This is a genomic window from Klebsiella sp. TF21-TM (assembly GCF_019753495.1).
Lineage (GTDB): Bacteria > Pseudomonadota > Gammaproteobacteria > Enterobacterales > Enterobacteriaceae > Klebsiella > Klebsiella quasipneumoniae.
This window is the reverse complement of sequence record NZ_JAIJYL010000022.1, coordinates 1-20,873: the sequence shown is the minus strand read 5'-3', so window position 1 is coordinate 20,873 and position 20,873 is coordinate 1. Positions and strand designations below refer to the sequence as shown.

The window sequence follows — 20,873 nt, the reverse complement described above, 5'->3', positions numbered from 1 at the left end:
GGCTTAGGTTTCTAACAACTTACTACGCGACGGCGAACATCACGTACAGACCCAGACCTACAGCGATCATCGGGATAGCATCCACCAGACCCATAACGATAAAGAACTGAGTACGCAGCAGAGGGATCAGATCCGGCTGACGCGCTGCGCCTTCCAGGAATTTACCTCCGAGGATGCCGATACCGATCGCAGCACCGATTGCCGCCAGACCCATCATCACAGCGGCAGCCATGTACAGCAGATCCATATTCAGGTTTTCCATGACAGTCTCCAGTTTGTTTCAGTTAAAACGTAGTAGTGTTGGTAAAAATCAATGCTCTTCAGACGCCATCGACAGATAGACAATCGTCAGAACCATGAAGATGAAGGCTTGCAGCGTAATAATCAGGATGTGGAAAATGGCCCAAGGCACATTCAGAACCCACTGTGACCACCACGGCAGCAGACCAGCAATCAGAATGAAAATCAGCTCACCGGCATACATGTTGCCGAACAGTCGCAGACCGAGAGAGACCGGTTTGGACAGCAGGCTTACCCCTTCAAGGATTAAGTTGACAGGAATGAACGCCCAGTGATTGAACGGCTGCATGGTCAGTTCTTTAACGAACCCACCTACGCCTTTCATTTTGATGCTGTAGAAAATAATCAGGATGAACACGCCAAGCGCCATCGACAGGGTGATGTTCACGTCAGCAGACGGAACCACGCGCAGTGCAGGCAGGCCGAAAATGTGTTCGCCGATATAAGGAAGCAGGTCGATTGGCAGCAGGTCCATCAGGTTCATCAGGAAGACCCAGACGAACACGGTCAGCGCCAGCGGCGCGATAACCTTGCTCTTGCCATGGTACATGTCTTTGACGCTGCCATGGACGAAGCCGATGATCATTTCGATGAAGGTCTGGAATTTCCCTGGTACGCCGCTGGTCGCTTTCTTAGCAACGCTACGGAACATGGCCAGGAACAGCAGACCGAGAACCACCGAGAAGAACATGGAGTCAATGTTGAGCGTCCAGAAGGTGGCCGGGGGGTTGTGCGGATCCACCAGCGAGAAAGTACGCAGATCAATCTGAAGGTTGTTCAGATGGTGACCTATGTATTCCTGCGGCGTCATATTTTCTGAAGCCATGATGCCTTTTACCCTTTGTTGTTGATTACAGCTGGCGCCAGAACTTGTACCACCAGCACCAAAACCCACGTCACGATCAGTGGCAAAAATACCACTTTTAAAACGGCCAGCGCCACCGCCAGGAGGGCGAAGGTCAGCAACACCTTGAAGGCTTCACCGAAGGCGAAGGTCCAGGCCACACGGCCTTTTGCTGGTGTATGCGCCTGATGACGCCAGGCAAAAATCATAAACATCAGGTTTGGCAAAACCACTGCCAAACCGCCGCATACCGCGGAAATGCCCCAGAAGGGGTCTTTGAGGCTAAACAGCAGTCCACTTGCCATTACTGCCAGTAACTGAATAAACAGAAGCTTGCGAGCAACGTTTCGACTCAAGAGCGACACTGACATCACGTTTTTACTCCTGCTCCCTTTGAGGTATGTCGCGTGTCGTATAAAACGTCCTTTAAGACGAAGAGTCAAGCATCAAAAAGCGGACAAATTATACGGTGACGCCCCGTGATTTCAAACAATAAGTAGCAAAATAGTGAATAAATGTTTAATTATTTTCCAACGGACAACTTTCCGTGCATTTCAGCGTTCTGTGAGCGGTCATACAAAACTGCAAATAACGTGGAAACACGGCAATTAAAGCGTGCATTAGATCACATAATAAACATTTCAAGCGCCCTTTAATGAATCAAGGACATAAAACACTATTTTTCATGTTTTTGATATTCAAGATAAAAAGTGAGGACATTATCTAAAACAACCCCACATACAATAAAAACCTTTTATTGACATTTATAATAAAAATTTAACATCACGATGCTGATCATCATTGTCGATTTTTAGCACCCTGATATTTTCAAAGTTGACTATTTTGTCAGTGAATCACTTACGCTAAGTTAACCGCAAGAAAAACCATAGTAAAAACATGGTTAAATGCAGCCCGATAATATCAGGAGGTGACCTTTATTTTTGTAACATTCATGGGCCACATTTTTTCCACATTTTTTGATAAAAATTAACTCGCTTTTGGCGTAATCACCACCAGGTGCCGCTCCCCTTCCAGCTGAGGAACATGCAGCTCAATGACCTCGGCTATGGCATACCCTCCCGGCAGGTTTTCCATTTCGTCTTTTTGCGCTAACCCTTTGAGCGCATAGAAGTGACCGTTCGCGGCCGGCAAATGATGGCACCAACTCACCATATCATTAAGCGACGCGAAGGCGCGGCTTATCACGCCATCAAACGGCGGCTCGGCCGGGAAAGCTTCCACGCGGCTCTGCACCGGGGTGATGTTATCCAGCTTCAGTTCATGCTGCACCTGACGCAGGAAGCGCACGCGTTTGCCAAGGCTGTCCAGCAGGGTGAAATGCGACTCCGGGCGCACGATAGCCAACGGGATCCCCGGCAGCCCCGGTCCCGTACCGACATCGATAAAGCGCGAGCCCTGCAGATAAGGCGCGACGATGATGCTGTCGAGGATATGACGCACCAGCATCTCATTTGGATCGCGAACGGAGGTCAGGTTATAGGCTTTGTTCCACTTATCGAGCAGCCCGACGTAAGCCACCAGCTGATTTTTCTGGTGATCGGTGAGCGAAATACCCGCTTCATCCAGCAGACGAGAAAGTTTGTTGAGCACGGTAAGTACCTTCAAAAAATAATGAGCCCGGAGGCGCTAACGCTTACCGGGCCAGGAATGATAAAGGCGAACGCTGATTATGCAAGTGGGAAATCAGCGCGGCAGGCTGCCGCAATCAGGCGCTGCGACGCAGCATCCCCTGCTTTTTCAACCAAACCAGCAAAATAGAGATCGCCGCCGGAGTGATCCCGGAAATACGTGACGCCTGCCCTATCGACGACGGTTTATGGTCGTTTAGTTTAGCGATCACTTCATTAGACAGTCCGGTGACCTGACGGTAGTCGAGTGTCGCCGGTAACAAGGTATTCTCGTTGCGCTGCTGTTTCTCGATCTCATCCTGCTGGCGCGCGATATAGCCTTCATACTTCACCTGGATCTCAACCTGCTCAGCCGCCTGCCGATCTTCCAGCCCCGGCGCGAACGGCGAGAGCTGAACCAGCTGCTCGTAGGTCATTTCCGGGCGACGCAGCAGATCTTCACCGCTGGCTTCGCGCGACAGCGGCGCGGTCAGGTGAGCGTTCACTTCGGTAGCGCTCTCAGCCTGCGGGTTCACCCAGGTCGATTTCAGGCGCTGGCGTTCGCGCTCAATGCTTTCCAGCTTCTCGTTGTAACGCGCCCAGCGTTCATCATCCACCAGACCCAGCTCACGCCCCTGCTCAGTCAGACGCAGGTCGGCGTTGTCTTCGCGCAGCATCAGACGATATTCAGCACGAGAGGTAAACATGCGGTACGGTTCTTTGGTACCCAGAGTACACAGGTCATCCACCAGCACGCCGAGGTAGGCCTGATCGCGACGCGGCGCCCAGCCCTCTTTTTCCGCCGAGAAGCGAGCAGCGTTAAGACCGGCCAGCAGACCCTGAGCCGCCGCTTCTTCATAACCGGTAGTGCCGTTGATCTGACCGGCGAAGAACAGACCCTGAATGAATTTGCTCTCGAGCGTCGGTTTCAGATCGCGCGGGTCGAAGAAGTCGTACTCAATAGCGTAGCCAGGACGGACGATCCGCGCATTTTCCATCCCCTGCATGGAACGGACGATTTGCATTTGCACATCGAACGGCAGGCTGGTGGAGATGCCGTTCGGATAAATTTCGTTTGAGGTCAGGCCTTCCGGTTCGAGGAAGATCTGATGCTGGTTGCGATCGGCAAAGCGCATGACTTTGTCTTCGATCGACGGGCAGTAGCGTGGACCGATCCCTTCGATCACCCCGGCGTACATGGGGCTGCGATCGAGGTTATTGCGGATCACGTCATGGGTTTTCTCGTTAGTGTGGGTGATGTAGCACGGCACCTGACGCGGATGCTGATCGGCAGATCCCATAAACGAGAAGACCGGCATCGGGTTATCGCCATGCTGTTGAGCCAACACGCTGAAATCGATGGTGCGCGCGTCAATGCGCGGCGGGGTCCCGGTTTTCAGTCGGCTTACGCGCAGCGGCAGTTCACGCAGACGACGAGACAGCGGGATCGACGGCGGATCGCCGGCGCGTCCGCCGCTGTAGTTATCCAGACCAATATGGATTTTGCCGTCAAGGAAGGTTCCGACGGTCAGCACCACCGCTTTGGCACGGAATTTGAGGCCCATCTGGGTGACTGCGCCTACGACGCGATCGTTTTCGACAATCAGATCTTCCACTGCCTGCTGGAAGATCATCAAATTCGGCTGGTTCTCCAGCGCAGTGCGTACCGCCTGACGGTACAGCACGCGGTCAGCCTGGGCGCGAGTGGCGCGCACCGCGGGGCCTTTGCTGGCGTTTAGTATCCTAAACTGGATGCCTGCCTGATCGATCGCTTTGCCCATCAGGCCGCCGAGCGCGTCCACTTCTTTTACCAGGTGTCCTTTCCCAATGCCGCCAATCGCCGGGTTGCAGCTCATCTGCCCCAGCGTGTCGATATTGTGTGTCAAAAGCAGGGTCTGTTGACCCATACGCGCTGCGGCCATTGCGGCCTCAGTGCCTGCGTGACCCCCGCCAATGATAATGACGTCAAAAGGATCCTGATAAAACATGGTGGTCTGCCTCGCATAACGCGGTTTGAAAATGGATTGAAGCCCGGGCCGTGGATTCTACTCGGCTTTGGTCTTTTGAGAAAGACTCCGGGATCCTGAGTATTAAAAAGAAGATCTTTATATAGAGATCTGTTCTATTGTGATCTCTTATTAGGATCGACTCTCTTTGTGGATAAGTCGGATCCGCGAAGTAAGATCAAAAGCTTAAGAAGGATCACTATCTGTGAATGATCGGTGATCCTGGTCCGTATAAGCTGGGATCAGAATGAAGGGTTATACACAGCTCAAAAAGCGTACTGCGGTTATTCTTTGGATAACTACCGGTTGATCCAAGCTTTTAAGCATGGTTATCCACAGAAGAACGGACGATCTTTACAAATCTCAGAGCAAATTTTTCCAGGATCCCAGCCAAATTTCCGCCGGATCCTCGGGAATTTCATGTTCCAGCACGTTGATCTTCAGGGTCTCGCCGATCTGTTTTGCCCCGCAGGCCTTCAGCGCCGCTTCTAATTTATCGATCGCGCCGCAAAAAGTGTCGTATTCGCGGCTGCCGATCCCGATGGCGCCAAAGCGCACGGCGGAAAGATCGGCCTGCTGCGCCAGCAGCGCGTCATAGAAGGGAACCAGGTTGTCGGGAATATCGCCGGCGCCATGGGTGGAAGAGATAACTAACCAGATCCCCTGCGCCTGCAGATCGTCCACCAGCGGGCCGTGCTGGATTTCAGTGCTGTAGCCTGCTTCTTCCAGCTTTTCCGCCAGATGTTCCGCTACGTATTCCGCACTGCCCAGGGTGCTGCCGCTGATAAGTGTAATGTCTGCCATAGATCGCCGATCGCCCGCTCAACTGTTCAGAGTGGCGTATTGTACGCTGTGAGCGAGCTGGGATCTACCTGTGGAAAAATGTGGGATTAAAAAAAACGATCAGGGCTTAATGGTGCGCATGATCGGGTTCTGCAGCACGATCAGGGTCTCGGTGGACTGAATTTCATCAATTGTTTGGATCTTGTTGATAAGTACCTGCTGCAGGGCATCGATGGATTTACACATCACCTTAATAAAGATGCTGTAGTGGCCGGTGGTGTAATAAGCCTCGGTGACCTCCTCCAGGCTTTCCAGGCGGGCGAGGGCGGAGGGATAGTCTTTGGCGCTTTTGAGAATAATGCCGATGAAGCAGCCGACGTCATAGCCCAGCTGTTTGGGGCTGACGTCAATGCGCGCGCCGGTAATGATGCCCGCCTGTTTCATCTTTTCGACGCGTACATGAATAGTGCCGGGGCTGACGCTGAACTGTTTGGCCAGTTCGGCATAGGCGGTACGGGCGTTGGCCATTAGCGCATCGAGAATGCCGCGGTCCAGATTGTCGATCTGATAATTTTCCATATCTTTTTCTTATGAAGTTTGAGGGTTCTTACTATTTTAGCGCCATATTTTGATGAATTAAAAGTTGATGAGCCTTTTTATTGATTGATTATTGTATTGTTGGCCTTTTTTGTTGCTTAATCAATGGCAACAGGACGCAGGAGTCATAAAAATGAAAACCGCATATATCGCAAAACAACGCCAGATCAGTTTCGTTAAATCCCACTTTTCCCGTCAGCTGGAAGAGAAGCTTGGCCTGATTGAAGTCCAGGCGCCAATCTTAAGCCGCGTGGGCGATGGGACGCAGGATAACTTGTCCGGCTGTGAGAAAGCGGTTCAGGTGAAAGTGAAAACACTGCCCGACGCCCAGTTCGAAGTGGTTCATTCGCTGGCGAAGTGGAAGCGTCAAACCCTGGGACAACACGACTTCAGCGCGGGCGAAGGGCTGTACACGCACATGAAGGCCCTTCGCCCCGATGAAGACCGTCTGACGCCGATCCATTCCGTCTATGTCGACCAGTGGGACTGGGAGCGGGTGATGGGGGATGAAGAGCGCCACGTCGGCACGCTGAAGGCGACCGTCGAAGCGATTTACGCCGGGATCAAAGCCACCGAGCTGGCGGTCAGCCAGGAATTTGGCCTGACGCCGTTCCTGCCGGAACAGATCCACTTTGTTCACAGCCAGGCGCTGCTGAGTCGCTATCCGGATCTTGATGCCAAGGGCCGCGAGCGAGCGATTGCTAAAGAGCTGGGCGCCGTCTTCTTAATCGGCATCGGCGGCAAACTCTCTGATGGCAAGCGCCATGATGTACGTGCGCCGGACTATGATGACTGGAGCACTGAGGTTTCTGAAGGCTTTGCCGGACTGAACGGCGATATCCTGGTGTGGAACCCCGCGCTGGAAGATGCGTTCGAGATCTCCTCAATGGGGATCCGCGTTGACGCCGCGGCGCTGAAACGCCAGCTGGCGCTGACCGGCGATGAAGATCGCCTGAAACTGGAGTGGCACCAGGCGCTGCTGCGCGGCGAGATGCCGCAGACTATCGGCGGCGGCATTGGCCAGTCTCGGCTGACGATGCTGTTGCTGCAGCTCGACCATATCGGCCAGGTGCAGTGCGGCGTATGGCCGGCACAGGTTCGCGAAAGCGTTTCCGCGCTGCTGTAACGATTAGCGCCGCCAGCGTCGCAGCAGGCGGCTACGCAACCCGGTATCAAAGCGCCAGATATGATCGAAGATGCGCATGATGCCGGGTTTGCCGTGTACCGACATCGCCACCGCGTGAAAACGGTGCTGATGCTTTCGCTGTAACTCCCCCACCTGAGCAATCACCTCATCCGGCAACCGCTGGGCAATAAAGTCGGAGATCACCACGGCATCCGCATCCACCCACTGCGGGTTTTGCAGACGTTCAATAATGGCGCGAAAACAGCTGGCCAGATCGGTGCCGCCGCGAAAGCGCTGGCTCAGAAAGCGGATCGCCTGCTCCAGGCCGCCCTCGCAGGTCAGTTCGTAGTGCACCACTTCGCTGGAGAACAGCATAATAAAGCAGCGGCGGTTATCCGCCAGCGCGACGCGCATCAGAGCCAGACAAAAGGCTTTGGCGCACTGCTCGTTAAAACCGCCCATCGATCCTGACGTATCGACGCAGACAATAAAGGGCCCGCGCGGCTGTTCATCAAAATCCTGCCGCGTCACCGGGCGTTCGGTGATTTTTTCTCGCCAGGCGTCGCCGTGCAGCCGGTAGGTCAGGAGCTGTTTCTCCACCAGCTTGCGATAAAATTCAAACTCCAGCTCCGTGATGCCGAGCGTCGCCAGCTCCGGCGGCAGCAGGCGCAGAATGTCATCGCTCTGCTGGAGGCCGTCGACCTGTTCCGGCACCGTCGCTGGCTCGCGCACCAGGCTACGGAAGGTCTCCATCGGCGCGTCTTTCTTCGGCACGGATTTCGCTTCCCGTGAGCGCCCCAGCTGTTCCGCCAGCTGCAGTAGCTCCGGCTGCTGGTTAAGAAAATCGCCATAGCGCACGATCAGCTGATAGTCGCCACGTTTGAGTTCGCCGGCGCTCATATCCCACAGGCGTCCGGCGGCGGTGTCATTCTCAGCCAGCACCGGATCGAGCTGACCGCTGAGCGTCATTCGTTCCTGGACCTCGCTGAGCAACTGATCGCGCTCCTCATCCAGCAGCTGCTGGTTAAGGCTGGTGGCTTGCACCACCAGGCTCAGGCGCCAGCGCTGTAAAAACAGCGTATGCAGCGCCGGGGTAAAGGTCGCATTGTCGTCCACCAGCTTCTGCGCCTGGGCGGCAAAAGGGGACTGGAGCTGGTGTAGCTTGCCGAGGATCTGCGGCAGCTGGACGATAAACTGCGAGGTAGAGAGCAGCTGAGCCTGCTGATAGGTTTGCACCTCGGCGTCGAGATCCGGCGGGACGTTAACCTCTTTTAAGCGGGCGCGAACAGCTTCCCGCCAGCGCGGAATATCCGCCGCGATGATGTTTTTCAGGCGGGGAAATTTCTCAAAGAAAACCGCCAGCTGCGGAGAGGCCAGCAGCGCCAGCAGCATCTCCTCGATCATTCCCTCTTCGCTGACTGCCAGCATGACATTCAGCATATCGAGCGTCATGGCTGCTTCGCCTGTTTAATCTGCGCGCCGACGTCCTGCAGGCTGGCTTCGATTCTTCCCAGCCACTCGACCGGGATAAACAGGCACTTCTGCTGCTCGCTGAAGCGGTTATGTTGCTGATGCCACTCATCGTCCAGCGCCTCCAGCTGCTGGCGAATTTCCGCCGGCATGTTTTCCTGCGACGCGCTGCCGGGCAGCGAGAGGCGTGAGCCCTGCAGGCTGACGTCGCGAACAACCAGATGCTGGCTGGTGTCGACATCCATATTGAGCAGTTGGGCAAAGCCGATCCCGTTGAGCTTGCCGCGGATCTCGCCGCCCTTTTCCAGCCAGCTGGCTAACGCCTCGCGCTCAAAAGTAATGTGGATCACTTCCATATCGTGGAGTTTGAGCGGCTGCTGCAGCAGCAGGGTCAGGGGGGTCCCCTGGATCTCCGCCGGCAGCTCATAGTGCGGCTTGCGGCTAAACATTCCGCCAAGGCGGGTGACCTTTAGCGCCGTTTTGTCACTTTGCTGCTGTTGGATCTGAATGCGTCGCTGCACAATCGCCCCGAGCCGCGTCAGCATCGCCTGCTGCTGCCAGGCGTGGCAGGTCATCAGCGTTTCCAGCTGCTGCGACATCAGGTTCATGCTCTCGACGTTGTGCCACAGACAATCTTTCAGCAGGATAAGATCTATCGGCGCGATGCTGTCGCGGCCGCTGAAGAAGGCGCTGGCCTGCAGCAGGCGAATAGCCTTTTTCCAGCGGCGATCCGAAACGTATGGCGCGTTTGGCAGGGCATCCAGCTGCTGGCGCAGCTGGAATATCAGCTCAAACACCGCGTCCGGCAGTTTGATATTGCCGATCTGCTGCTGCCATTGCGTAAACTCTTCATCGCTAACCTGCAGCGCGCTGGGCACAGGATTGCTGTTTTCATCCTGCTGGCTGACCAGCATCGAACGGAAATTACCTTTATCCTGTACTTTATCGAGCCACAGACGGATCAGCATGCGGTCATACAGCGCTTCCAGGCTGCTGTCGGCTTCGGGCAGTTCGTTCGAGGCGGCCACCAGCAGGCGCATCGGGATTTTCTCTTCGTGAGCGCCATTGCGAAAGTGACGTTCGTTAATCGCCGTCAGCAGGGTGTTGAGGATAGCCGGACCCGCTTTCCATATTTCATCGAGGAACACGATTTCTGCTTCCGGCAGGTAGCCGGCGGTTAAACGCTCGTAGCGGCCTTCATCTTTCAGCGCCTGAATGGACAGCGGGCCAAAAACCTCTTCCGGGGTGGAAAAGCGGGTCATCAGGTATTCAAAAGCGCGCGCCTGCTGGAAGGCGAACTTGAGGCGGCGGGCAATCAGGCTTTTGGCAATCCCCGGCGGACCGAGCAAAAATACGCTCTCGCCGCTGAGCGCCGCCAGCAGGCACAGGCGTATCGCGTGGCTGCGTTCAAAGAGTCCTTTTTCGAGTGCCGCGCTGAGTCGGGAAATTCTTTCAGCCAGTAAATGTGTTTGAGCCATAATTGAGTTGCGTGCTTTGTCATGTATCGTTATTGGGACGAGTATAGATGTTAGAGCAGGGGCGGTAATAGCCTGAAGAATCGATTTATTTTTTTTGAGCCAGGTTAATATGGTGTCTGTTAGGGGTACGATTTCACAAATAATCGTGCATACTGTGCGCTTTTTGTGGGCCAAGGGACTAGGCACACATTTGTTTTATAAACGAAAAGACTAGTCTATGAGCACTGATAATAAACAATCGTTGCCGGCGTTAACGCTGGCGGCCATCGGCGTGGTGTACGGTGATATCGGTACCAGTCCACTGTATACCCTGCGTGAATGCCTGTCAGGTCAGTTTGGCTTTGGCGTTGAGCGCGATGCCGTATTTGGCTTTTTGTCGCTGATTTTCTGGCTGTTAATCTTTACCGTATCGATTAAATACATCACCTTCGTGATGCGGGCGGATAACGCCGGGGAAGGCGGGATCTTAACGCTGATGTCGCTGGCCGGACGCAATACCTCGGCGCGGATGACCTCTGTGCTGGTGATCCTCGGCCTGATCGGCGGCAGTTTCTTCTATGGCGAAGTGGTGATTACCCCGGCGATTTCGGTGATGTCGGCGATAGAGGGGTTAGAAATTATCGCTCCGCAGCTCGATAGCTGGATTGTGCCGATCTCCATTATCGTGCTTACCCTGCTGTTTATGATCCAGAAGCACGGGACCGGGATGGTCGGCAAGCTGTTTGCGCCGATTATGCTGATCTGGTTCTTGCTGCTGGCGGTGCTTGGCGCGCGAAGCATTTACGCTAACCCGGAAGTTCTGCAGGCGCTAAACCCCTACTGGGCGGTGCACTTCTTCCTGCAGTACAAAACGGTTTCCTTTATTGCGCTTGGCGCGGTGGTGCTGTCGATTACCGGGGTGGAAGCGCTGTACGCCGATATGGGGCACTTCGGCAAACTGCCGATCCGTGTCGCCTGGTTCTCCGTCGTGCTGCCTTCGCTGGTGCTGAACTATTTTGGCCAGGGGGCATTGCTGCTTAAGCATCCGGAAGCGATTAAAAACCCGTTCTTCCTGCTGGCGCCGGAGTGGGCGCTGATCCCGATGCTGATTATCGCCACACTGGCGACGGTTATCGCCTCGCAGGCGGTGATCTCCGGAGTCTTCTCCTTAACCCGTCAGGCGGTGCGTCTGGGCTATCTGTCGCCGATGCGCATCATCCACACCTCGGAAATGGAGTCCGGCCAGATCTATATCCCGTTCATTAACTGGCTGCTGTATGTCTCGGTAGTGATCGTCATCGTCAGCTTCGAACATTCGTCTAACCTGGCGGCGGCGTACGGTATCGCGGTCACGGGGACCATGGTGCTGACCTCCATCCTGTCGGCAACGGTGGCGCGCAAAAACTGGCACTGGAATAAACTGTTCGTTGGGCTGATGCTGGTGGCCTTCCTGTGCATTGATGTTCCGCTGTTCTCGGCGAACCTCGATAAGATTGTCTCCGGCGGCTGGCTGCCGTTGTCCCTGGGTCTGGTGATGTTTACGGTGATGACTACCTGGAAGAGCGAGCGTTTCCGCCTGCTGCGTCGAATGCACGAGCACGGCAACTCGCTGGAAGCGATGATCTCTTCGCTGGAGAAATCGCCGCCGGTGCGCGTGCCGGGTACTGCGGTGTATATGTCCCGCGCCCTGAACGTGATCCCGTTTGCCCTGCTGCATAACCTGAAGCACAACAAGGTGCTGCATGAGCGAGTGATCCTCCTGACCCTGCGCACCGAAGACGCGCCTTACGTGCATAACGTTCGCCGGGTGCAGATTGAGCAGCTGTCGCCCTCGTTCTGGCGGGTGGTGGCCAGCTACGGCTGGCGGGAAACGCCAAATGTCGAAGAGGTGTTCCATCGCTGTGGCCTGGAAGGACTCAGCTGCCGGATGATGGAGACCTCGTTCTTTATGTCCCATGAGTCGCTGATTATCGGCAAACGGCCGTGGTATCTGCGCCTGCGCGGCAAGCTTTATCTGCTGCTGCAGCGTAACGCCCTGCGCGCGCCGGATCAGTTTGAAATCCCGCCAAACCGGGTTATCGAGCTCGGTACTCAGGTCGAAATCTGATGTCAAAAAAGCCCTTCCGTTGCGAAGGGCTTTTTGTTTCTCACTCCGGCTGTCATCTCCTGTCGCTGTCTCGCGAAACGTTTCGATAGCGATCACATTTCTCTCTTCTGGTGATGGTTTTCTGCTCACGCATTGATAATAATTATTTTAGCGAAACGTTTCGCTAGTGGAGCAAAAGAGAAAAAATGAAAAAAGGCACCGTACTTAACGCTGATATTTCCGCGGTTATCTCCCGCCTGGGCCACACCGATACGCTGGTGGTCTGCGATGCCGGATTACCGGTTCCCCGCAGCAGCGCGCGCATCGATATGGCGTTGACCCAGGGCGTACCTTCATTTATGCAGGTTCTGGAAGTGGTGACGACGGAAATGCAGGTTGAAGCGGCTGTCATCGCGGAGGAAATTAAGACGCATAATCCGCAGCTCCACGCGACGTTGCTCAACTATCTTGAGCAGCTGCAGCAGCACCAGGGAAACACCATTGAAATTCGTTACACCAGTCATGAGCAGTTCAAAAAACAAACCGCAGACAGTCAGGCGGTAATTCGCAGCGGGGAGTGTTCCCCGTTTGCGAATATCATTCTCTGTGCCGGCGTCACCTTCTGAGATCGCCGTCATGGAAGCCTTATTGCAACTGAAAGGGATCGATAAAGCGTTCCCAGGCGTCAAGGCGCTCTCCGGCGCCTCGCTGAATGTCTACCCTGGCCGGGTGATGGCGCTGGTGGGTGAGAACGGCGCCGGTAAATCCACCATGATGAAAGTGCTGACCGGGATCTATACCCGTGATGCTGGCGCTTTATTGTGGCTGGGCAAAGAGACCACCTTTAGCGGCCCAAAATCTTCCCAGGAAGCCGGGATCGGCATTATCCATCAGGAGCTGAACCTGATCCCGCAGTTGACGATCGCCGAGAACATCTTCCTCGGCCGCGAATTCGTTAACCGCTTTGGCAAAATCGACTGGAAGCGGATGTATGCCGAAGCCGACAAGCTGCTGGCGAAGCTGAATCTCCGTTTTACCAGCCAGAAGCTGGTGGGCGATCTGTCGATTGGCGATCAGCAAATGGTGGAGATCGCCAAAGTGCTGAGCTTCGAGTCGAAGGTCATCATTATGGATGAACCGACCGACGCGCTGACCGATACCGAAACCGAATCGCTGTTCCGTGTGATCCGCGAACTGAAATCGCAGGGACGCGGCATCGTCTACATCTCCCACCGCATGAAAGAGATCTTCGAGATTTGCGACGACGTGACCGTGTTCCGCGACGGGCAGTTTATTGCCGAACGCGAGGTCTCCTCGCTGGATGAAGACCGTCTGATTGAAATGATGGTTGGCCGGAAGCTGGAAGATCAGTATCCGCATCTGGCTAAGGCGCCGGGCGCGGTGCGCCTGAAAGTCGATAATCTCTGCGGCCCGGGCGTGGAAAACGTGACCTTTACCCTGCGCCAGGGGGAAATCCTCGGCGTCGCCGGGCTGATGGGCGCCGGGCGGACCGAGCTGATGAAAGTGTTGTATGGCGCGCTGCCGCGCAGCAGCGGCTCCGTGACGCTCGACGGTCACGAAGTGGTGACCCGTTCGCCGCAGGATGGTCTGGCGAACGGCATTGTCTATATCTCCGAAGACCGTAAGCGTGACGGCTTAGTGCTCGGGATGTCGGTAAAAGAAAACATGTCCCTGACCGCCCTGCGCTACTTCAGCCGGACGGGGGGGAGTCTCAAGCATAAAGATGAACAGCAGGCGGTCAGTGATTTCATCCGGCTGTTTAACGTGAAAACGCCGTCCATGGAGCAGGCGATCGGCCTGCTCTCCGGCGGCAACCAGCAAAAGGTCGCCATCGCCCGCGGGCTGATGACCCGGCCGAAGGTCCTGATCCTCGATGAGCCGACCCGTGGCGTCGACGTTGGGGCGAAGAAAGAGATCTACCAGCTTATCAATCAGTTCAAAGCCGATGGCCTGAGCATCATTCTGGTCTCCTCCGAGATGCCGGAAGTGTTGGGCATGAGCGATCGCATCATAGTGATGCATGAAGGGCATCTCGGCGGTGAATTCACACGCGAGCAGGCCACCCAGGAAGTATTGATGGCTGCCGCTGTGGGCAAGCTTAACCGTGTGAATCAGGAGTAAGAAAGATGACAACCCAGGCTGTTTCTGGTCGCCGTTATTTCACGAAAGCGTGGCTGATGGAGCAAAAATCGCTGATTGCCCTGCTGGTGCTGATCGCGGTGGTATCGACCATGAGCCCCAACTTTTTTACCGTCAATAACCTGTTCAATATTCTGCAGCAGACCTCCGTTAACGCCATTATGGCGGTAGGGATGACGCTGGTCATACTGACCTCGGGGATCGACCTGTCCGTCGGTTCCCTGCTGGCGCTCACCGGCGCGGTGGCGGCGTCGATCGTTGGCATTGAAGTGAATGCGCTGGTGGCGGTCGCTGCTGCCCTCGCATTAGGTGCGGCGATCGGCGCAGTCACCGGGGTGATTGTGGCGAAAGGCCGCGTGCAGGCTTTCATCGCCACCCTGGTGATGATGCTGCTGCTGCGCGGCGTGACCATGGTGTACACCAACGGCAGCCCGATCAATACCGGCTTTAGCGATAATGCCGATCTGTTCGGCTGGTTTGGTATCGGGCGTCCGCTGGGGATCCCGACGCCGGTATGGATCATGGCGATTGTCTTCCTGGCGGCCTGGTACATGCTGCACCATACTCGCCTGGGTCGTTATATCTACGCCCTTGGCGGTAATGAGGCGGCGACGCGCCTGTCCGGGATTAGCGTCAATAAAGTCAAAATTATCGTCTACGCGTTGTGCGGGATGCTGGCGTCGCTGGCCGGGATTATCGAAGTGGCGCGCCTCTCCTCCGCGCAGCCGACGGCCGGGACAGGCTATGAGCTGGACGCCATTGCGGCAGTCGTGCTCGGCGGCACCAGCCTGGCGGGCGGCAAAGGACGCATTGTCGGCACGCTGATTGGCGCGCTGATCCTTGGCTTCCTGAATAATGGTTTGAACCTTTTAGGCGTTTCTTCCTATTACCAGATGATCGTTAAAGCGGTGGTGATTTTGCTGGCGGTACTGGTAGATAACAAAAAGCAGTAACTGAGAACTCTACAGGACATCTTAACTATGAATATGAAAAAACTGGCGACCCTGGTCTCTGCTGTTGCGCTAAGTGCGACCGTTAGCGCGAACGCGATGGCCAAAGACACCATCGCTCTGGTTATCTCTACTCTCAACAATCCCTTCTTCGTGTCGCTGAAAGACGGCGCGCAAAAAGAAGCTGACAAACTGGGCTACAACCTGGTGGTGCTCGATTCCCAGAACAACCCGGCGAAAGAGCTGGCTAACGTTCAGGATTTAACGGTGCGCGGCGCGAAGCTGTTGCTGATCAACCCAACCGACTCTGATGCCGTCGGCAATGCCGTGAAGATGGCGAACCAGGCGAAAATCCCGGTCATCACCCTCGACCGTCAGGCGACAAAAGGGGATGTCGTGAGCCACATCGCCTCTGACAACGTGCAGGGCGGAAAAATGGCGGGCGATTACATTGCGAAAAAGCTGGGTGAAAGTGCGAAAGTCATTGAGCTGCAGGGCATTGCCGGGACTTCCGCGGCGCGTGAGCGCGGCGAAGGCTTCAAACAGGCCGTGGCGGCGCACAAGTTCAACGTTCTGGCCAGCCAGCCGGCCGATTTCGACCGTACCAAAGGGCTGAACGTGATGCAGAACCTGCTGACCGCCCATCCTGACGTCCAGGCGGTGTTCGCGCAGAATGATGAAATGGCGCTCGGCGCTCTGCGCGCGCTGCAGACCGCAGGCAAGTCCGATGTGATGGTGGTTGGATTTGACGGCACTCCGGATGGCGAAAAAGCAGTAAACAGTGGCAAACTGGCGGCGACCGTCGCACAGTTGCCGGAGCAGATCGGCGCGAAAGGCGTTGAGACTGCTGATAAGGTACTGAAGGGCGAAAAAGTGGAAGCTAACTACCCGGTTGAGCTGAAGCTGGTCGTTAAGCAGTAATATGCGATTCGGACTGGCAACGGTCCGAGGGACAATATAAAAAAAGAAAAGCAGGGCATGCGCCACCGGATCCCGGTGGCGCGCTTTCCCGGGAACAGAAACGATGAAAACTGCAGGCAAACTTGTCGTCCTTGGCAGCATCAATGCCGATCACATTCTCAACCTTGACGCTTTCCCGACGCCGGGTGAAACCGTCACCGGCAACCACTACCAGCTGGCGTTCGGTGGTAAAGGGGCCAACCAGGCGGTGGCCGCCGGGCGCAGCGGGGCGGATATCGCGTTTATTGCCTGCACCGGCGATGACGACATCGGTGAACGCATCCGCCGCCAGCTGGCGAGCGATAAAATCGATGTGGCGCCTGTGCGCGCGGTCGCCGGGGAAGCAACCGGCGTGGCGTTAATCTTCGTTAACGCCGAAGGTGAGAATGTCATCGGTATTCATGCCGGCGCCAATGCGGCCTTATCCGTCGCTCAGGTAGAGGCGGAAAAAGAGCGGATCGCCAGCGCGCAGGCGTTGTTGATGCAGCTCGAGTCGCCGCTGGAGAGCGTGCTGGCGGCGGCGAAAATCGCCCATCACCATCAGACCACCGTGGTGCTTAATCCCGCGCCAGCGCGTGAACTGTCCGATGAACTGCTGGCGCTGGTGGATATCATTACCCCCAACGAAACCGAAGCGGAAAAGCTGACGGGGATTCGCGTTGAGAGTGACGAGGATGCGGCAAAAGCCGCCGACGTGCTGCATGCCAAAGGCATTGGTACGGTAATGATCACCCTCGGCAGTCGCGGCGTCTGGCTCAGTGCCGAAGGCGAAAGCCGCCGGATCCCAGGGTTTCGCGTGCAGGCTATTGATACTATCGCGGCCGGCGACACTTTCAACGGCGCGCTGGTGACCGCGCTGCTGGAAGGGACCGCCCTGCCGGAGGCGATCCGCTTTGCGCATGCCGCGGCGGCGATTGCCGTGACTCGCAAAGGCGCGCAGCCTTCCGTGCCGTGGCGCACAGAGATTGATGAATTTTTAGCACAACAGGGGTAATGCTTGGCTACGATGAAAGATGTGGCCCGCGTCGCGGGCGTTTCCACATCGACGGTGTCACACGTCATCAATAAGGACCGCTTTGTCAGCGAGGCGATTACCGCCAAAGTCGACGCCGCGATCAAAAGCCTCAACTACGCCCCCTCGGCGCTGGCGCGTAGCCTCAAGCTTAATCAAACCCGCACCATCGGCATGCTGATCACCGCCAGTACCAATCCGTTTTATTCCGAGCTGGTGCGGGGCGTGGAGCGCAGCTGCTTTGAGCGGGGTTATAGTCTCGTACTCTGTAATACGGAAGGTGATGAGCAGCGAATGAATCGTAATCTGGAGACGTTAATGCAAAAACGCGTCGATGGATTACTGCTGCTGTGCACTGAGACCCACCAACCCTCCCCGGAAATTATGCAGCGCTATCCGTCGGTTCCGACGGTCATGATGGACTGGGCGCCGTTTGATGGCGATAGCGATCTGATTCAGGATAACTCGCTGCTCGGTGGCGATATGGCGACCCAGTACCTGATCGATCAAGGGTATTCACACATTGCCTGCATTGCCGGCCCGCTGGATAAAACCCCGGCGCGTCTGCGCCTTGAAGGTTACCATGCCGCGATGGCGCGCTGCGGTCTGCCCGTAGCCGAGGGAGACGTGGTGACCAGTGATTTTGAGTTTGGCGGCGGATTTAGCGCGATGCAGCAGCTGCTGGCGTTGCCGCAGCGGCCGCAGGCGGTGTTTGTCGGTAACGACGCCATGGCGGTTGGCGCTTATCAGGCGTTATACCAGGCCGGGTTGCAGATCCCGCAGGATATGGCGCTGGTGGGTTACGATGATATTGAACTGGCTCGCTATATGACGCCGCCGTTAACCACCATTCACCAGCCGAAAGATGAGCTGGGGGAACTGGCCATCGACGTGCTGATCCATCGCATGGCCGACCCGCAGCAAAAACAGCAGCGCGTACAGTTAACCCCGGAGCTGGTGGTCCGCGGCTCCGCTTAGCGTTTGTGCCGCTCGCTAATCAGGTTGCGGCCATCCTTCGCTCTCAACAGCATAAACATCAGCGCCGACACGATGGTTATCACGCCCATGGTAATAAAGGTGTAGTGAAACTGCTCTACGGTGCTGGCGCTGTCAAAACCTTCATAGAAGCGCAGCACCGCAGCGCTGATGGCCACTCCGAGACTGATGGAAAGCTGCTGGGTGACTGCCAGCAGGCTATTGCCGCTGCTGGCATTGTCATCCGTCAAATCGGCCAGGGTAATGGTATTCATGGCGGTAAACTGCGTGGACATCGCCATCCCCAGCACGAACAGCGGCAGAAGCAGCATCCACAGCGGCATTTCTGGCGACTGCAGCGAGAACTGGGCAATCATAAGGCCAATAAACACGGTGATCCCCACCAGGGTCTTACGATAGCCAAACCAGCGCAGCACCTGGGTAACGGTAGATTTCGCAATAATCGAGCCGATAGCGGTGGGGGCGATCATACAGCCGGCGATAATGGCCGGATAGCCAAAGCCAACCTGCAGCATGAGCGGCATCAGAAAAGGTACGCAGCCGGTACCCAACCGCGTGGCAAGGTTTCCGGCAATGCCGACCGAGAACGTATGGGTTTTAAATAAAGAGAGCGAGATCAGCGGCGCAGGATGGCGGCGCGCGTGACGGACATAGGCCAGGAGCAGTATCAGACTGACGGCGATCACCGCCAGCGCCAGCCATGTCGCCACGATTTTTTCGCCAAACAGTTCAATACCGCTGGAAAATAACACCAGGCTTAAGCCAAATAACAGAAAACCGGTTATATCGAAGCGTCGGCGCGGCGTTGTGAAATTTGGCATATATTTACGGGCATACAGAATGCCGATCACGCCGATGGGAATGTTTATCAGGAAAATCCAATGCCAGCTGGCCCAGGTCACAAATACCCCGCCGAGAACCGGGCCCAGAATCGGTCCTACCAGTCCCGGCATGGTGACAAAGTTCAGTACCGGCAGCAGTTCGCTGCGCGGATAGGCGCGCAGGAGGGCTAGCCTCGCCACCGGCATCATCATCGCCCCGCCGACCCCCTGAATAACGCGAAAAATGACCAGCTCCGTTAATGAACTCGAGAGCGCGCAGGCGAGGGAGCCGAGAGTAAACAGGCTAACGGCGATGATAAAGACCCGGCGCGTGCCGAAGCGATCGGCCAGCCAGCCGCTGACCGGGATCAACATCGCCACCGTCAGCGTATAGCTGATGATGGCCGACTGCATCGCTAAGGGAGAACGATTAAGACTGTGGGCGATAGCCGGGAGGGCGGTGTTAAGAATGGTGGCATCCAGCGCCTGCATAAAGAAGGCCATCGCCGCGATCCACGGCAGGCCAGCCATGCTGCGCCCTTTTTTTCCGCTCATGCCAAATCCTTGTTATTGATGTACGTGGTGTGGGGCGTTCAGCAGCGCCTGGCAGGCGAGCAAGGCACCTGGCGCATCGCTATTGAGAATGGCATCGACGATCGCCTGGTGGAGATCGAGCTTCACGACTTCATTTTGCGTAATCGACGTGAAGTAGGTGTGGTAGACGGAATGAAATAAAGAGGCGAATGAGCTGAGGAAAGGATTGCCGCTCATTTCATAGATATGTTCATGCCAGGCCATATCGACGTCTATCCAGCGATCGCGCTGAAAATGACGTTTCAGGGCAATCATCTCTTCCATAAGGGTATTGAGCTGCGCTTTCTGTTCCGCGGTGCCGTGGGCGGCGGCGAGGAAACAGGCCTGTGGCTCCAGGCTGCTGCGCATGACGAGAAAGTGGCTCACCACCTCTTCGAAGTTATCTTCCGTGAGCCACCAGGAGAGTAGTTCCTTATCCAGGAAGTTCCAGCTGCTGCGCGGCATTACCCGGGTGCCAATGCGAGGGCGGGGCAGCAGCATGCCTTTTGCAGTCAGCGTCTTCACCGCTTCGCGGACGGCGGTACGACTCACGCCGAACTGCTCCCCTAACTCCATTTCGCCGGGAAGAATGCTTTCCGGCTGATATTCGCCAGTCAGTATCTTTTGGGCGAGCTTCTCGGCCAGTACCCAGGAGATGTTCTTTTGTGCCGCCAGTTGCTGTGCGCTTAAAGACATAAATGCCGTTCCTTTCTTTTCTCTACACTAACAGTATGCCACCAGGCGCCCCGTTTCGTCGGTTAAAACAGCAAAACGGCGGTTTTTTGCGACATTCCTCGCCGCATTGTTGAAAAAAGAGACGGTTGAAAAGTTTTTTTGCATTTCCCCTTGTCACCTCAGAATTACTCCCTATAATGCGCCTCCACTGACACGGAACAACGGCAAGCAAGCCGCCGGGTCAGCGGGGTTCCGGTGAGAACCTCGCAGAGAAAAGCGAAAATAAATGCTTGACTCTGCAGCGGGAAAGCGTAATATGCACACCCCGCGCCGCAGCGAAAAACGAAGCGGCACTGCTCTTTAACAATTTATCAGACAATCTGTGTGGGCACTCAAAGTGACATGGATTCTTAACGTCCTCGGACGAAA

The 20,873-nt window shown here is 55.8% G+C and carries 19 protein-coding genes; 8 read left to right on the top strand and 11 right to left on the bottom strand.

The window, feature by feature from the left end:
• Window positions 1-22: 22 nt before the first annotated feature.
• The 7 genes from atpE to asnC all read right to left on the bottom strand — a co-directional run bounded on the left by atpE (window position 23) and on the right by asnC (window position 6,140).
• Entirely contained in the window at window positions 23-262 is a 240-nt protein-coding gene (gene atpE, locus K5R89_RS19190; protein WP_000429386.1) for a F0F1 ATP synthase subunit C, read from the bottom strand.
• Between the two features lie 48 nt (window positions 263-310).
• The gene (gene atpB / locus K5R89_RS19185) at window positions 311-1,126 is read right to left on the bottom strand and encodes a F0F1 ATP synthase subunit A (protein WP_023291475.1); all 816 of its coding nucleotides are present in this window, start codon (window positions 1,124-1,126) and stop codon (window positions 311-313) included.
• Window positions 1,127-1,134: 8 nt separating this feature from the next.
• Entirely contained in the window at window positions 1,135-1,515 is a 381-nt protein-coding gene (gene atpI / locus K5R89_RS19180; protein ID WP_004202310.1) for a F0F1 ATP synthase subunit I, read from the bottom strand.
• A gap of 616 nt (window positions 1,516-2,131) precedes the next feature.
• Window positions 2,132-2,755 carry a 16S rRNA (guanine(527)-N(7))-methyltransferase RsmG gene (gene rsmG, locus K5R89_RS19175; protein ID WP_217259535.1) on the bottom strand — a complete coding sequence of 208 codons (624 nt, stop codon included), beginning with the start codon at window positions 2,753-2,755 and terminating at the stop codon, window positions 2,132-2,134.
• 115 nt (window positions 2,756-2,870) lie between these two features.
• The gene (gene mnmG / locus K5R89_RS19170) at window positions 2,871-4,760 is read right to left on the bottom strand and encodes a tRNA uridine-5-carboxymethylaminomethyl(34) synthesis enzyme MnmG (RefSeq protein ID WP_044525111.1); all 1,890 of its coding nucleotides are present in this window, start codon (window positions 4,758-4,760) and stop codon (window positions 2,871-2,873) included.
• Between the two features lie 381 nt (window positions 4,761-5,141).
• Window positions 5,142-5,582: an FMN-binding protein MioC gene (gene mioC / locus K5R89_RS19165; RefSeq protein ID WP_017899651.1), complete on the bottom strand. Its 441-nt coding sequence runs from the start codon at window positions 5,580-5,582 to the stop codon at window positions 5,142-5,144.
• Window positions 5,583-5,681: 99 nt separating this feature from the next.
• Entirely contained in the window at window positions 5,682-6,140 is a 459-nt protein-coding gene (gene asnC, locus K5R89_RS19160; RefSeq protein ID WP_002882510.1) for a transcriptional regulator AsnC, read from the bottom strand.
• A 151-nt stretch (window positions 6,141-6,291) separates the two neighbouring features.
• On the opposite strand from asnC, the gene asnA reads away from it, so the two are divergent.
• On the top strand, window positions 6,292-7,284 hold the full coding sequence (gene asnA, locus K5R89_RS19155) for an aspartate--ammonia ligase (protein ID WP_217259534.1): 993 nt from the start codon (window positions 6,292-6,294) through the stop codon (window positions 7,282-7,284).
• A 3-nt stretch (window positions 7,285-7,287) separates the two neighbouring features.
• Here asnA and viaA read toward each other — a convergent pair whose 3' ends face one another.
• Complete coding sequence (viaA, locus tag K5R89_RS19150) at window positions 7,288-8,736, bottom strand: ATPase RavA stimulator ViaA (RefSeq protein ID WP_032454444.1); 1,449 nt, start codon at window positions 8,734-8,736, stop codon at window positions 7,288-7,290.
• Window positions 8,733-10,232, bottom strand: a complete 1,500-nt coding sequence (ravA, locus tag K5R89_RS19145; protein ID WP_048335676.1) for an ATPase RavA — start codon at window positions 10,230-10,232, stop codon at window positions 8,733-8,735. Before ravA ends, viaA begins: the two co-directional genes overlap by 4 nt.
• 217 nt (window positions 10,233-10,449) lie before the next feature.
• On the opposite strand from ravA, the gene kup reads away from it, so the two are divergent.
• The 7 genes from kup to rbsR all read left to right on the top strand — a co-directional run bounded on the left by kup (window position 10,450) and on the right by rbsR (window position 18,357).
• The gene (kup, locus tag K5R89_RS19140) at window positions 10,450-12,318 is read left to right on the top strand and encodes a low affinity potassium transporter Kup (RefSeq protein WP_004202319.1); all 1,869 of its coding nucleotides are present in this window, start codon (window positions 10,450-10,452) and stop codon (window positions 12,316-12,318) included.
• A gap of 185 nt (window positions 12,319-12,503) precedes the next feature.
• Window positions 12,504-12,923, top strand: coding sequence for a D-ribose pyranase (rbsD, locus tag K5R89_RS19135; protein ID WP_032454446.1), 420 nt, complete (start codon window positions 12,504-12,506; stop codon window positions 12,921-12,923).
• 10 nt (window positions 12,924-12,933) lie between these two features.
• Window positions 12,934-14,439 carry a ribose ABC transporter ATP-binding protein RbsA gene (gene rbsA, locus K5R89_RS19130; protein WP_023291483.1) on the top strand — a complete coding sequence of 502 codons (1,506 nt, stop codon included), beginning with the start codon at window positions 12,934-12,936 and terminating at the stop codon, window positions 14,437-14,439.
• A 5-nt stretch (window positions 14,440-14,444) separates the two neighbouring features.
• Window positions 14,445-15,410 (top strand): ribose ABC transporter permease, encoded by a 966-nt coding sequence (rbsC, locus tag K5R89_RS19125; RefSeq protein ID WP_004202322.1) that lies wholly within the window; start codon window positions 14,445-14,447, stop codon window positions 15,408-15,410.
• 27 nt (window positions 15,411-15,437) lie between these two features.
• Window positions 15,438-16,328 carry a ribose ABC transporter substrate-binding protein RbsB gene (rbsB, locus tag K5R89_RS19120; RefSeq protein WP_004202323.1) on the top strand — a complete coding sequence of 297 codons (891 nt, stop codon included), beginning with the start codon at window positions 15,438-15,440 and terminating at the stop codon, window positions 16,326-16,328.
• A 103-nt stretch (window positions 16,329-16,431) separates the two neighbouring features.
• On the top strand, window positions 16,432-17,361 hold the full coding sequence (gene rbsK / locus K5R89_RS19115) for a ribokinase (RefSeq protein WP_023291484.1): 930 nt from the start codon (window positions 16,432-16,434) through the stop codon (window positions 17,359-17,361).
• A gap of 3 nt (window positions 17,362-17,364) precedes the next feature.
• On the top strand, window positions 17,365-18,357 hold the full coding sequence (gene rbsR, locus K5R89_RS19110; RefSeq protein ID WP_087776367.1) for a ribose operon transcriptional repressor RbsR: 993 nt from the start codon (window positions 17,365-17,367) through the stop codon (window positions 18,355-18,357).
• Here the strand turns inward: rbsR and mdtD are convergent.
• Window positions 18,354-19,751 carry a multidrug transporter subunit MdtD gene (gene mdtD, locus K5R89_RS19105; RefSeq protein ID WP_023291486.1) on the bottom strand — a complete coding sequence of 466 codons (1,398 nt, stop codon included), beginning with the start codon at window positions 19,749-19,751 and terminating at the stop codon, window positions 18,354-18,356. The two genes, rbsR and mdtD, sit on opposite strands and share 4 nt — an antisense overlap.
• 12 nt (window positions 19,752-19,763) lie before the next feature.
• Window positions 19,764-20,465: a FadR/GntR family transcriptional regulator gene (locus tag K5R89_RS19100; RefSeq protein ID WP_217259533.1), complete on the bottom strand. Its 702-nt coding sequence runs from the start codon at window positions 20,463-20,465 to the stop codon at window positions 19,764-19,766.
• Window positions 20,466-20,873 lie beyond the last annotated feature (408 nt).

Bases quoted from the DNA above. Each gene is read 5' to 3' on its own strand.
- asnA (WP_217259534.1), top strand. From the start codon at position 6,292: ATGAAAACCGCATATATCGCAAAACAACGCCAGATCAGTTTCGTTAAA.
- mdtD (WP_023291486.1), bottom strand. From the start codon at position 19,751: ATGAGCGGAAAAAAAGGGCGCAGCATGGCTGGCCTGCCGTGGATCGCG.
- rbsB (WP_004202323.1), top strand. From the start codon at position 15,438: ATGAATATGAAAAAACTGGCGACCCTGGTCTCTGCTGTTGCGCTAAGT.
- viaA (WP_032454444.1), bottom strand. From the start codon at position 8,736: ATGACGCTCGATATGCTGAATGTCATGCTGGCAGTCAGCGAAGAGGGA.
- asnC (WP_002882510.1), bottom strand. From the start codon at position 6,140: ATGGAAAATTATCAGATCGACAATCTGGACCGCGGCATTCTCGATGCG.
- atpB (WP_023291475.1), bottom strand. From the start codon at position 1,126: ATGGCTTCAGAAAATATGACGCCGCAGGAATACATAGGTCACCATCTG.
- rbsD (WP_032454446.1), top strand. From the start codon at position 12,504: ATGAAAAAAGGCACCGTACTTAACGCTGATATTTCCGCGGTTATCTCC.
- atpI (WP_004202310.1), bottom strand. From the start codon at position 1,515: ATGTCAGTGTCGCTCTTGAGTCGAAACGTTGCTCGCAAGCTTCTGTTT.
- rbsK (WP_023291484.1), top strand. From the start codon at position 16,432: ATGAAAACTGCAGGCAAACTTGTCGTCCTTGGCAGCATCAATGCCGAT.
- kup (WP_004202319.1), top strand. From the start codon at position 10,450: ATGAGCACTGATAATAAACAATCGTTGCCGGCGTTAACGCTGGCGGCC.
- mioC (WP_017899651.1), bottom strand. From the start codon at position 5,582: ATGGCAGACATTACACTTATCAGCGGCAGCACCCTGGGCAGTGCGGAA.
- atpE (WP_000429386.1), bottom strand. From the start codon at position 262: ATGGAAAACCTGAATATGGATCTGCTGTACATGGCTGCCGCTGTGATG.
- mnmG (WP_044525111.1), bottom strand. From the start codon at position 4,760: ATGTTTTATCAGGATCCTTTTGACGTCATTATCATTGGCGGGGGTCAC.
- rbsA (WP_023291483.1), top strand. From the start codon at position 12,934: ATGGAAGCCTTATTGCAACTGAAAGGGATCGATAAAGCGTTCCCAGGC.
- K5R89_RS19100 (WP_217259533.1), bottom strand. From the start codon at position 20,465: ATGTCTTTAAGCGCACAGCAACTGGCGGCACAAAAGAACATCTCCTGG.
- rbsC (WP_004202322.1), top strand. From the start codon at position 14,445: ATGACAACCCAGGCTGTTTCTGGTCGCCGTTATTTCACGAAAGCGTGG.
- ravA (WP_048335676.1), bottom strand. From the start codon at position 10,232: ATGGCTCAAACACATTTACTGGCTGAAAGAATTTCCCGACTCAGCGCG.